This is a genomic window from Nostoc sp. (assembly GCF_036919615.1).
GTDB lineage: Bacteria > Cyanobacteriota > Cyanobacteriia > Cyanobacteriales > Nostocaceae > Nostoc.
Genome location: NZ_JBALCN010000003.1, coordinates 88820 through 101634, shown reverse-complemented (window position 1 = coordinate 101634; position 12815 = coordinate 88820). Strand labels below are relative to the sequence as shown.

Here is a 12815-nt window from a genome sequence, read left to right as displayed (position 1 = left end):
TTATAGCCAGCATAGCTAATATTTTAATGATGCCTAAAAATTATCTTAATATGTAAAATGCCAACTGCTTTAATTACTGGTGCCTCTAGTGGAATTGGTAAAGCTTTTGCCCAAGAACTAGCTGCACGCAAGACAAATCTTGTACTCGTTGCTCGTTCCGAAGAAAAACTAAGCCAATTAGCGAAACAATTAGAAGAACAATATAAAATTCAAGTAGACGTTATAGTTAAAGACCTCACAGAACCTAATGCAGCTGCTGCTGTATTTGATGTTACTAAAGTAAAGGGATTAACCATAGACTTATTAATCAACAATGCTGGTTTTGGTTACTATGGCGACTTTGCTGAAGGAGATGGAGAAAGGCAAGTCAAAATCATACAATTAAATATTTTGGCATTGGTAGATTTAACCCATAAATTTTTACCCTTGATGCGGCAACGTCGTTCTGGAAGTATTATTAACGTATCTTCTATTACCGCATTTCAACCGATACCATACCTTTCTGTTTATGCTGCTAGTAAAGCTTTTATTCTTAGCTTTAGTGAAGCACTATGGGCAGAAAATCGTCAATATGGTGTCCGTATTTTAGTCACTTGTCCAGGGCCCATAGAAACAAACTTTTTTGCAGAAGCTAATTTTCCTCCAGCGCTGGCAAGCAGCACAGATAAAGTGTATTCTTGCGAAAAAGTGGTTTGGGAATCTTTAAAGGCTTTGGAAAAAGGGTATCCAACCGTTATTAGTTCTGATACTAACACTCAACTTAGAAGCAAATTATCTCGGCTCGTACCACGCAAACTTCTGCTGAGTATGTTAGCAAAACACTTTGGAGCCTAAGGATATATTTATAGTTAGGAGCCTTTCAATTTTGGATTTTGGATAGAAAGATTTAAAATTTATAAAGGTGTGAGAGCAAGCAAATTTAAACGTGAGAACAATTCTATTATCCAAAATCTAAAATTATTTATTTAGAGCGAACGCCTAAAGAGCGGGAAGGCGCAAGGGACAGGTATGAGGTAAATCTAAAATCTAAAATTTAAAATCGTTTCGCTCTTTACTTATTACATATATCTTGTTAATTGAACTCGGTAACGGTCTTTTTTTGTAACGGCGATTTCCCCAACTTCTAAACGTCCTTTAGAGCGAATAGCAATTAAGTCGCCTGATTTGACTTGAGAACTAGCTTGAGTAACTTCCTTCCAATTGACGCGGACATCACCAGCATCAATGAAATCAACCATTTTGCTGCGAGACATGCCAAAACCAGCAGATGCGATCGCATCTAATCGCAAAGAAGCCTCCACAGTCGTTAATTCTTTTTTCTTAGGTTCCCGAACCTTCAATTCAGTTACCTCAATCCGCTGAGTTTTCACAGGAACCGATCGCACCTGTTTAAGACTCATTTCTAAAAACTCTACCAACTCTGGTGCGACAATCGCTTGCGCCCCTCGTTCTCCCAAGACAATAATGTCTCCCGTCTTTTCACGAACAATTCCCGTACCTAACATTGCGCCTAAAAAGTCGCGGTGAGAGGCGGTATCAAACAGGAAATTACCAGCAATTTCCACGGCGACAAGGCTGACTTGAGATTGATCTAAGGGAAGTTCCGAACGAGCGATCGCTATTCTTTGGCGTTCAGCTTGCGGATATCCACCCCACGCCGCCAATTGTACTTCTGTTAATCGGTTAAACACCCGTTGAATTTCCGCCAATTCTGGGGGGGATAAAAAATCTGTCAAAACCACTTCCCAAGTTTTAATGGCTTGCTCTGCTTGGTCAATTATACGAGCTACACTATCTCGATTTTCAACACCTTTTAAAAGTTCTTCTCGTGGCAACATTCTTAAAAATTATGAGTTATGAATTGAAAATTAATCGGTTATAACTATCTTGATTCTAACTTTAATTCCCATTTCAGCAGGTTTTCATCTCTACCAATTTGTTGCATTCCTAATTTTTCCAGAATGCGAATCGAGGCAGGATGATTGTCTGGAGAATGAGCGATAATTCTTTTGAGTTCCGACTGAGTAAAAGCAAAATTGACCAGTGCTTCTACTGCTTCAAAAGCAAATCTCTGCTGACGATACGCTGATAACACTTCATAACCCATTTCTACAGTTCCTGTCTGATCAGGTTTGCTATCAAATCCCAAATCACCAATTAGGGTAGAATCAGCAATGTGAATCATCAACATACACCCCAACCCAGCCCAGAAGCATCATCTATTAGCATTTGAGCATACATTGGAAAAAAATCTAGTACTTCAGATGCATACCAATCATCAGGAACCTTTATCCCTAAAAGTCTTTCTACTTGGGATTTGTTTTTGATCACAGCGGCTTGCGCCACCTCCAAAGAACAGGGAAGTAACTCAAGTCGCTGTGTCGTGATGTGTAAACTATGATTCATTACACGCTACTTGTGTCAGCATAACCTTGGATATTTTCTGGATCAAACTGACGTAATATTCGAGTTGCTTGTCGAGTGAGAGTTTCAGAACCTTGAACAGCAACTAAGTATTTACCCGCATCTAAGCGGTTACGATAAGGTAAAGCATCACCACTACCTACAAGTAAACCGACTCCGCCACCCACAAGCACACCACCCATAGCACCACTAGCAGCACCCAGCAGCCCGCCAACGATGTGATTGCCAACTTCACCCGCCCAGGCAAAAGTATTTAAACCAGTGATCAGGCTGAACGTAAAACCTGCAAAAAAGCCAAATGGTATCAGCCAGGTTGCCATCAGTTGTGCTTGGTTTTTAGCTTGGTCTTTGGGGTCAATTAAGCCAAACTCGTCAGCCGTTTTATACCCCCTCCCCAAAATAGTACTGTTTATGCCTTCTTTTTCTAAAGCTAAGTAAGCAGCTTCGGCTTGAATGCGGTCTGGTAATACGGCAACAAGGTAATTCATTGATTTTACAATTTGTCTAATAGAAGTTTTGCCTTAATTAACAGCGTATCAGTCCTGGTCGAATCAATCTTGCATTGGCTAGGAGTCAGGAGTTAGGAGTCTTAGTCTTATTCCCCAACGCTAGTAGGGGAGCCAGTACGTTGCGGTGAACCCAGCGCTGTAGGCGGGTTTCCCGCCGTAGGCGACTGGTGTTAGCGCAGCGGTAGCGAGGAACGAGCGTCACCCGAAGGGGGGTTTCCCCCGTTGTAGCAACTGGCGTAAGGGGTTGGGGGTTAGGTCTATATTGAACTTCAACTGCAAACGGCGTAGGCGTAGCCTGCCGCAGGCATCGCACAAGTTAAATGTACATGGGCTGATCACTTTAGCGAATCTAGTGGCTCACAAAAATTGTTCACGCCTTGCTTGAGGACATATATCAAAACTGGTGTTGCCAAAATTTTAGGAAACGTCGGCGTTGTTTTTAGATATTCCATCATCTTCTGAAGTGAAGTGTTAAGCAAATCTTCGCGATATTCTTGTTCGCAAATGACCACACGCCATTTTCTAGCCAAGGCATCTAACCATTCGGAATTTGCTCTTTCTGGTTGTTGTCCTGCGCGGATAGCTAGCGTCATCGCCGCATCTTCTAAATCTCCATCACAGTCTTCAATCAAATCCAGCGCTTCCATATCACTGGGATCATCTGCCAATTGAGAGCGAAACTGTGCAATCTCTTGAGACGTTACTTTAGTCATGAGTCTTTGACAAGGCGAGCGATGCCTACGGCGGTAAACTACGAACACTCAGTTATGCTACATCATTTCACAAAATTCCTGTTACAAATAGGTTTTTTAGCAAAAAGCCTCATTCTTCAATCTAAATTATTGAAAAATAAGGCTTTTTGAATTTTTAATTGAGACGATCACTCAGCAGTACTAGCGTAGTGCTCTGAGGGTAACAGACCGTTGTAACTGAGCTAAAGCGCGGTTGTAATTCAAAATTGCTGTGACTCGATTACCTTCAGCTTGTGTGAGGTCGTTTTCAGAGTTAATGACATCAGTTTGAGTGCCTACACCAGCTTGGAATCGCAAACGCGCTAAACGTAGAGCTTCTCTAGCTTGTTCTAAAGCGGTATTAGAGGTTTGAACATTTTCCAAATTAGATTGCTGGGTAGAATAGGCTTGTTCTACCTGAAAGCGAATTTGGTTGCGCTGTTCAGCAAATTGAGTTTCTGCGATCGCAATATTAGCTTTTGACTGATCTGCCCTTGCTCTTGCTGCTCCTCCATCATACAAATTTAGGGTTGCCTGAACTCCTAATGAATAACCATCAGTAACGCTGACATTATCATTGAACTGATCTAGTAGGTTGTAGCTGGCGACCAAACTAACTTGAGGACCCAGTTCTGCAAGGGCCTGCCGACGCTGTTGCTCACTGGTATTGCGTTGTGCTAGCTGCTGTTGCAGTTCCGGACGATTTTGATAAGCCAGCACAATACTTTGTTCAAGCGTTGGGTTCCAAAGACCAGCTAACTGTACAGGATCAGCTGCACTGATATTTATTGCCTGCGGCAAACTTATCCGAGTTGCTAATTGACGACGGGCAATTGCCTGCTGGGATCTAGCATTAGTCAAATTTTGTTGGGCATTTGCTAAATTCACCTGCGAGCGTAGCACATCGAACCGTGTACCAACCCCAGCTTGCTCTAAAGCTTCTGCATCACGCAAACTAGCTTCGGAGTTCTGCACAGCTGACTGGGCAATACGTACTTGTTCATCAGCTTGTTGCAGATTGTAGTAGTCAGTGGCAACATTCAGACGGATTGTCTCAAACTGAGTTTCTACAGCCAACTCATAGTAACGTACCTGTTCTTCAGCCGCTCTGATCGTAGCTTGCACTCTTCCAGAGCTGTAGACGTTATATGATAGTTGTGCTTGACCATTAAAAGATGTATTGGGTTGATCTTGGTTAGAGGGAAACCCATTTCGCGCACTTAATTTGTCCTGAAGCTGACCACTAGCAGACTGACTACGAGTAATATCCGTACTAATTCCCAGAGTGGGCAATAAACCAGCTTGCGCTTCGCGTAGAGCAGCTTTATTGCGTTCTAGCTCCAATAAGGACACCTGTAAATCCCGATTGTTACGCCGTGCTAACTCCAAAGCCTGTGCCAAACTAATCGGCTGATTTTTATCAAGTCTCACTTCCTCCGGTTTGGTGGGAAATTGCAAGGGATTTGAGCTAGGAATCAGGTTATCAGGAATTTGTACCGAACCTGAGGGCACAGGAGTTACAGTTCTCGGCACAGTGGGAGGTGGCACTGAACCCCCTGGTGTAGGAGTTATAGTTCCTGGTAAGGTGGGAGGTGGCACTGAACCCCCTGGTACAGGAGTTACGGTTCCTGGCACAGTCGGAATTGGCGTCGAATCTGTCGGAATTGGGGTATTACTCTGAGCCACACGGCCAATCGCATTTTGTTGTAAGCAGGTGCTTGCGGTCAGTAGCAAAGCAGATGAAGAATCAGTTTTGCTTTTTCCCAACTCCTGTGGACACCTCTGCGCTGACAACAGTTTTGCGGCTCCTACACCTGTGGCTGAAGTTTGTAAAAATGTTTGTAACTGAGTAACAGTATTTATCTTTTGAACCACTGGCTGCTGTGCAGAAGACAGGGACAAAATTTCTTTTTGGACAGAAGGGGATTTTGAAGTGTAGTTGGGAACTACTATCCTCTTTAATTTCTGCCCATAGGCGCTTGAATTACTCTGTTTTTGGTTATTTTGAGCAGAACGGCTGACGTCAAGCTGTTGGGAAGGATTAGAGGTAGGTGTCAAACTTAAAAATCTACCTTCATCTTTCTTAAATACTTGTTTTATTGGCACAACAGTATTTCCAGCCGTAAACACTGGAATATTGTTATTACTTAAAGGCTTCACACTAAGTTTAGTAAAACCAAAAGCAGGTACCAGGGTTGGAACACTAACATCTGCACTGTTAGGTAGTTGCGTATTTATGATGTCCACAACCAAGTCTTGACCATGAGTAGAAGCCAAAACGCTAGGAGAAGAGGACATCTGTACCCCAGTTACTTTCACACTACCAGCCCAAGCAGCCTGAGTTGTTAAGACTGCTGCCGTTACACCAGGTAAGAAGCTATAAAATAATTGCTGTCCTTTCACCGCATCCCTCACACGAAAATCAATCTAGCGGCAGAAAACCTTTCTTCACCACAGAATATAGCACGATACTAAACTTAGGAAAGAATATACTACGATACTAAATTTAGGGTTCGGAACTCTGTTTGTCTTCAAAACGCCTAACAATGCGAGAAAGTTCCGCCTTTTCATCGATACTAACGCGAGTAGGAGCACCACTGACAATCCGTTCATAGTTCCGGAAAGAATCTTTAATATCGGGACCGTCAGCAGTGATATTATACTCGCGAATCCCCTTATCATGCCAAGAGCCGCGCATTTTGAACACGTTAATTGCTCGCGACATTTCTCCACGAATTTCTACGTACTGTAACATCAGAATTGTATCGGTAATCGTGGAAATATGGGAGTCAGTAATCGAATGTGATCCCATAAACTGGTCAGTTGTGTTGGTAAAGAAACCAGTAATTTCTTCTTGTTTAGCATAACCCGTCACACCAATTACAAACTGCCGAAATGCATTATTGGTTACTCCTCTAGCTAGTGCTGATAAGGAATCAATGGCGATGCGAGCTGGTTTGAAGATAGCAATTTCTGATTTAATAATTTGTAAGTGGTCTTCTAAACCAGTTGATTCCGGATAGGTACAGATTATTTTGAGTAAACCTTGATCCTCTAATTCCTCAAAATCAATTCCCCAAGAGGAAGCATTGCGAGATAGTTGGGCGCGTGATTCTTCATAAGCAAATAATATTGCCTGTTCTCCATTCAGGCAGCCATCTTGAATAAACTTACTGACTAACAAGGTTTTGCCAGTACCTGTAGCTCCTGTTGCCAAAATAATTGAATCTTTAAAGAAACCACCACCGCACATTTCATCTAAGGTTTTGACACCGGAAGATACCCTGACATTAGAAGACCGTTGAGTCAAGCGCATTGCTCCCAGTGGGAAGATGTTAACTCCTTCATTAGTAATCGTGAAAGGATACTCGCCTTTCATATGAGTTGTACCGCGCAATTTGAGAATTTCAATTGTGCGACGGCGGCGTTCTCCTTCTAAAGCGTTGCGAACAATTACTACATTATCAGAAACAAATTCTTCTACTCCAAAAGAGGCAACAGGACCATATTCTTCACTACGTTCAGTAGTAATTACAGTGGTAACACTCAGTAGTTTGAGACGTGCTACCAGGCGAAAAATCTCGCGCCGCACTACTCCCATCGCTTCATACTGCTGAAATACCGCTGTTATTGAGTCGATTGAAACTCGTCTAGCTTTGTATTTGCGAATCGCATATTGCAGGCGTTCAATGAGTGCAGAAAGGTCAAAATTACCAATGATATCTTGACCTTCAGGGTCGGGAGATGCATCAAGAATAAACAACTTGCCTTCTTCGATTAGGCGTGGCAAGTTCCAACCAAAAATATGGGCATTTTTAATAATATCACTGGGTGATTCTTCAAAGGTAACAAATACTCCAGCTTCGTCAAAGTAGGTAATACCGTTATAGAGAAACTGAAGAGATAATAAAGTTTTGCCTGTGCCGGATGTGCCGCTGATCAAGGTAGTTCTACCAACAGGTAAACCACCATGACTAATATCGTCAAACCCTTCGATCATCGTGCGAATTTTTTCTATGCCCCTATTTATCGGTGGTTTATTTGGTTTTACTTGCTCGTTTTCACTCATTGCTGGATAACAAATTAGTATTAAATCCGGTTTTTTTATTACTAAAGTTTGTGCTCAATTTTTTTATGATTAAAATTTTACTCTTCAAAATCTTGTTCACTCAGTTCTTCATAGAGCAAATCTAATCCAATCAATACTCTTTCTCTATCTGAAAGATCCCCAATGATTTTGCGAACAGGTGGAGGCAAAATTTTAGATAATGTTGGTGTCGCCAATATTTTATCTTCTTCCGCCAGCTGCGGGCTTTTCAATACATCGATTACTTTTAAAGCATAAACACCTTCAAACTCCTTTTCTAAAATATTTTTGAGTGTTTTTAACGCCCGGACGGAATTAGGCGTATTCCCTGCTACATAAAGCTTGAGAACATAGGTTTTTCTGTCTTTATTCATATACTTAAAGCCTAGTCATAATCATCGAAATACAATATTTGTTCGCACATTGGGAGTAACTAACAGCGGTAGCTTGTTCCAAGTTAAACATCAATAAATTTAATTTATTTAGAAATCGAACTCCTATAGATTTCGCACAGGTGAGCCAGGATATCTATCAACGTCAGGCGGTAATCAAGTAACGTTTCATTACTCCTTCCTTCTAATTTTAGCTGGTTAGAAAATTCTTCAATTACCTCCATGTGAATTTCGATGATTTGGGGCACAGGAATATTAGCATAAAATATAGTATTGATAAATTTATCAATTTGTTCTTTGAGGGTTTTGTCTGTGGTAAAATAATTTATAAGAATCAGGCTGTAATCTAATTTAAGTTGTCTTAATAATCCTTGCCTTACTGCAGGAGTCATCTCCTGGAAATGCTGTTGGCTTTTTTGGGTGTGACTGGCAAATACATAGATGTACTTGCCAGTGTATGCCTTACTAAGATTTTGTTGCAGCCAATTAGGTAAATAGTTGATTTTTCCAGAGGTAGTTGCAGCTACAGGTAGGTAGCAAAATTGGACAGTAATCGGCTCAATAAATTTCCACACCCACGCGCTCAAACCTTTTTGGTTGGCTAAGTCAACTGGATTATCTAAACTTTTGTTAATATCAGATTGCAGAATCAATATCGGTAATAACATCTATTCTTGAATATCTCTTTTTAAGCGCCCTAGCCAAGAAACGTAGGCTAATAAGTTTGGCAGACGCCTCTAGGGTAATACTGGGTATACAGTAAACTGGTGATTTCACCCCAAAATAACGCTCTGTGCTAGCTGCTCAACAACAAGAGTGCAGCAACTGAGTGGTAGGACTTAGTACGTCTTTGATGATCAGGTATCTATCGGCATAGCAAGACACAGTAGCTAGTTTCTTATTTGCATAGTATATAAATAGATTTTTTATTTTGCTCCTTGATAAGATACTTAAACGAACTTAAAGGATTGTCGCATTCTAAATCATTATAATTCCTCAAGGTTCTAAAGCGATTCTTTGGGGCCATAATTGTTTTAGCTGTCGCTATCGATGAGGAGTTTAAATACCAGTAAGACACTGGGGAGGCTAGTTGCTAGAAATAGAGAAACGTCGCCTCTTGGAAAAACGTACTCGGACACAATTCCCGTGTCCGTGAGGAGAAATCCCGTTGTTTTAATGGCTTGAAATAACCAGAGTTGCTTATATGAGTCTTCTTAGAGGATATGACTTCAGGCAAAAGACCATCAACATTTGGCAGATGGAAATGCCGGAGGGTTCCACAGGAAGAATGACCCCCAAAGCCCTATGTTAATGCTAGATTACCCGCTTTATGACTTTCAGGCAACCGTACCTAGCTGCCCCCGAACAAGTTCTCTGGCAGTGGTGTTGGAGCTTTTTGAGCAAGAGCAGTGCGATCGCTTGGTAGTAGTGAATCAACAGCAATGCCCCATCGGATTGCTGTATTCTGCCCGTTTAATCCAAAAATTATTAGCACATAGTGACGATAAAAATCTAAATTTACACCAATCACTCTCTATCTGGGGTCAAACTCTAATTGAGCCAATACAGACAATATCAGCTTCTGAGCGTGTAGAGCAATTAAGCTTGCGCTTGTGTGATCCACAAACCGAAAAACACTCCTCCTTAGATTGGGCGCTGATTGACTCTGATGGTCAATATTTGGGGCTATTGGATAGTTCACGCCTGTTGCGACTATTGGCTAAGGAACGCATGGCTGGATTACAAAGTTCAGGCATCCAGAAATTGTCTGGTAAGCATCGCCATGAATATGATGCTGGTGTGCAGACGCCAAATGACCCCAAGTCATTAAGACACCAGCCACTAGTACACTTGCTGGAAAGACTGCCTTGGCCTTTGATGTTGCAAACGGGTACTGGCAAGGTGGTAGCACGAAATCCCGCCTGGTGGCAGCAATTAGGAGCCTTGAAAGATCCAGAAGGAGTTAGGCAACAGGTGGAGGCAATACTTGTCACTAATCACTCCGAAAAACCAGAATATGCCACCCAAGGAGCAATCAAGGTTTATCCCAATGGTAGGGAGGATGAGCATAATGGTGAAGAAGAACTGACTCAGCAAGAAGCATCTGGTGATGCTGTATACAGTCGGTGCTATTTGGATAGTCAGGTGGGTACTTGTACCTGCGTTGTTGAAGTGCAAAATGGTCAGGAGCAAATCTGGCAGTTTGCCAAAATTCCATTAGATAGTCCTGAATTTAAAGTCATGAGTGCCGAATCTGAGGTTGCACTCAGCAATGATTTGTGGTTAGTTTTAGCTACTGATGTGACTCAGCAGCAGCAGCTTTGCAAAGAATTGGCAGCGAAGAATGCCGATTTAATTCAACTAAATCGGTTGAAAGATGAATTTTTAGCTTGTATTAGTCATGAACTCAAAACTCCCCTAACTGCCGTCTTAGGATTATCGCGCTTGCTCGTGGATCAGCAGTTGGGAGAACTTAACGAGCGTCAAGCCCGTTATGCAGGACTAATTCATCAAAGCGGACGCCACCTGATGAGTGTGGTTAATGACATTTTAGATTTGACCCGCATGGAAACGGGACAAATGGATTTGACGCTGACTCCGGTAAAAATTCAAGCTGTGTGCGATCGCGCCCTATCGGAGGCCAAAGCGATCCACACTCAAACTACCAAAGCTACATCTGCCTCGCCAACTCAAAATGGCCGTTTATCTGCTCCCCAATTCTGCCTTTCCATTGAACTAGGCTTAGACCAGATAGTGGCAGATGAATTACGCTTACGCCAGATGCTAGTACACCTACTTTCCAACGCCTTTAAATTCACCGAAATATCTGGCGAAATTGGGTTGCGGGTAAGTCGTTGGGAAGGATGGATTGCCTTTACAATTTGGGATACAGGCATTGGCATTCCTGAACACCAGCAACACTTAATCTTTCAAAAATTTCAACAACTAGAAAATCCCCTCACCCGCCAATTTGAAGGCACCGGTTTGGGGCTAGTATTAACTCGCGCCTTGGCTCGCCTCCACGGAGGAGATGTCAGCTTTTTATCTCGTGAAGGTCAAGGCAGCCAGTTTACACTACTTCTGCCGCCCAGTCCCCCGAAAACAAGCTTTTCTGAACCAGATATGGGAATCAGAGAAGACGAACAAACACGACACCAACAGACACAGAAAATTCCCGCAGTAGCTCGCCAGCATATTATTACCCCTACGCAGCATCATCCTGCAAGTTTGCAACGGTTGGTCTTGGTGGTCGAGGCAGTAGCTCGATATATTGAAGACTTGACCGAACAACTCAAAGGTTTAGGATATCGGGTAGTAATTGCGCGATCAGGGACAGAAGCAGTTGAAAAAGCTCGACGCTTGCAACCAATAGCGATATTTTTGAATCCGTTGCTACCTTTGCTATCAGGCTGGGATGTGCTGACTTTACTGAAATCTGACACCGCAACCCGTCATATACCTGTAATTGTGACAGCGACGGCAGCGGAAAAGGAGCAAGCATTTGCTAACCGAGCCGATGGTTTCTTAAGCTTGCCAGTAGAGCATCAGGTCTTAGCACCAGTTTTAGAAAAATTATCTACTGCACAAGCAATTTTGCAGCTAGGGTTAGACAACAGCGCAATTATCCCAACTAAGACTCCATTACGAATTCTTAGGTTGGTGAATCCCCAGTTGGAATCGGTCAATCCCCACCCTTCACTTCGAGAACACCGGGTGATTGAAGTAGATGACCTAGATCAGGCAGAACTTTTGGCGCGGGTATGGCAGTTTGATGTAATTTTGCTAGATGTCGAAAGTACCACTGCCCAAATTTATCTACAACAACTAATTGGACACCCACGTTTGGCGGCTATACCACTGGTTACTTGTGATGTTGCAACCACCTTAATAGCTTCTAAAATACCAGGGTTATCTGTATTTCCTTACTTAACACCATTTGCTAAAGACAAGAGCAGTCGCACCCAAAAAACAGATGCCTTACTATCAGTACTGCAAATTGCTTCTGGTATCTGCTGTCCTGCCAACATCTTGGTAGTGGATTTGACAATGCTGCGTGATTTTCCACAGGGAAGACGCAAGCAAGTTAAGGGTTATCAGACTGAAGAAAATTGCTCAATTAGTAGTGAAACTGCTAAACGGGGGTCTGAGTGGTTCCAAGCTTTAATTCAGTACCTACAAACAGCAGGCTTTAAAGCGGCGATCAGTCCCTGTTGGGCAGAAGTGTTACAACAAATTCGCCACCAAAGCGTTGACTTACTGTTAATTTGTTTAGGAGAATCCGCTATCCACAAAGACGTGCTAAAAGCACTGAAGACATTGGGAGATTCGCCTGACAAATTACCACCAATTTTGGTACTCAATCAGCGATTAAATCGCCCAGAAACCAGTTTCCAGTCTGGGGTGGCTTACAAAGAAATTGACAAGCAAAAAAAGAATGGTTTGGAATCTATAGAAACTGTTGTTGGTGCGATCGCTACCCAAATATTACCGCGATCGATATCAATGGAAGACCTCTTAAATCAGATCAATCAAGCTTTAGCTGTCAACGGTTACAATCACAAATGTTAATGGAGAGTGGGAAGTAAGAATTTTAGATTTTAGATTTTGGATTAAAGAATTGAATTTAATTCAAAAGACGCTCTCTACGAGACGCACAAGGGGCGCGGACTCG

The 12815-nt window shown here is 42.4% G+C and carries 12 protein-coding genes; 2 read left to right on the top strand and 10 right to left on the bottom strand.

Features of this window, described 5'->3' with window-relative positions:
• The first annotated feature begins 57 nt into the window (after nucleotides 1-57).
• Nucleotides 58-834 carry an SDR family NAD(P)-dependent oxidoreductase gene (locus tag V7K48_RS01275; RefSeq protein ID WP_335068844.1) on the top strand — a complete coding sequence of 259 codons (777 nt, stop codon included), beginning with the start codon at nucleotides 58-60 and terminating at the stop codon, nucleotides 832-834.
• Between the two features lie 224 nt (nucleotides 835-1058).
• Here the strand turns inward: V7K48_RS01275 and V7K48_RS01270 are convergent, their stop codons facing one another.
• From V7K48_RS01270 to V7K48_RS01225, 10 genes are all read right to left on the bottom strand, one after another.
• On the bottom strand, nucleotides 1059-1838 hold the full coding sequence (locus tag V7K48_RS01270; protein ID WP_335068842.1) for a photosystem II S4 domain protein: 780 nt from the start codon (nucleotides 1836-1838) through the stop codon (nucleotides 1059-1061).
• 44 nt (nucleotides 1839-1882) lie between these two features.
• Complete coding sequence (locus V7K48_RS01265) at nucleotides 1883-2185, bottom strand: GNAT family N-acetyltransferase (protein WP_335068840.1); 303 nt, start codon at nucleotides 2183-2185, stop codon at nucleotides 1883-1885.
• Nucleotides 2185-2406, bottom strand: a complete 222-nt coding sequence (locus V7K48_RS01260; RefSeq protein ID WP_335068838.1) for a hypothetical protein — start codon at nucleotides 2404-2406, stop codon at nucleotides 2185-2187. Before V7K48_RS01260 ends, V7K48_RS01265 begins: the two co-directional genes overlap by 1 nt.
• Nucleotides 2406-2912, bottom strand: a complete 507-nt coding sequence (locus tag V7K48_RS01255; protein ID WP_334975856.1) for a hypothetical protein — start codon at nucleotides 2910-2912, stop codon at nucleotides 2406-2408. Before V7K48_RS01255 ends, V7K48_RS01260 begins: the two co-directional genes overlap by 1 nt.
• Before the next feature lie 85 nt (nucleotides 2913-2997).
• Complete coding sequence (locus tag V7K48_RS01250; protein WP_335068836.1) at nucleotides 2998-3246, bottom strand: hypothetical protein; 249 nt, start codon at nucleotides 3244-3246, stop codon at nucleotides 2998-3000.
• A gap of 22 nt (nucleotides 3247-3268) precedes the next feature.
• Nucleotides 3269-3646 carry a hypothetical protein gene (locus V7K48_RS01245; protein ID WP_334811771.1) on the bottom strand — a complete coding sequence of 126 codons (378 nt, stop codon included), beginning with the start codon at nucleotides 3644-3646 and terminating at the stop codon, nucleotides 3269-3271.
• A gap of 180 nt (nucleotides 3647-3826) precedes the next feature.
• The gene (locus V7K48_RS01240; protein WP_335068834.1) at nucleotides 3827-6067 is read right to left on the bottom strand and encodes a TolC family protein; all 2241 of its coding nucleotides are present in this window, start codon (nucleotides 6065-6067) and stop codon (nucleotides 3827-3829) included.
• A gap of 103 nt (nucleotides 6068-6170) precedes the next feature.
• Nucleotides 6171-7733 carry a circadian clock protein KaiC gene (gene kaiC, locus V7K48_RS01235; RefSeq protein ID WP_335068832.1) on the bottom strand — a complete coding sequence of 521 codons (1563 nt, stop codon included), beginning with the start codon at nucleotides 7731-7733 and terminating at the stop codon, nucleotides 6171-6173.
• Nucleotides 7734-7810: 77 nt separating this feature from the next.
• A complete protein-coding gene (kaiB, locus tag V7K48_RS01230) occupies nucleotides 7811-8125 on the bottom strand; it encodes a circadian clock protein KaiB (protein WP_335068830.1) in 315 nt (104 codons plus the stop codon).
• A gap of 104 nt (nucleotides 8126-8229) precedes the next feature.
• The gene (locus tag V7K48_RS01225) at nucleotides 8230-8811 is read right to left on the bottom strand and encodes a KaiA family protein (protein WP_335068827.1); all 582 of its coding nucleotides are present in this window, start codon (nucleotides 8809-8811) and stop codon (nucleotides 8230-8232) included.
• Between the two features lie 637 nt (nucleotides 8812-9448).
• Between V7K48_RS01225 and V7K48_RS01220 the strand changes: the two genes are divergently transcribed.
• A complete protein-coding gene (locus tag V7K48_RS01220) occupies nucleotides 9449-12712 on the top strand; it encodes an ATP-binding protein (protein WP_335068824.1) in 3264 nt (1087 codons plus the stop codon).
• Nucleotides 12713-12815: the final 103 nt, after the last annotated feature.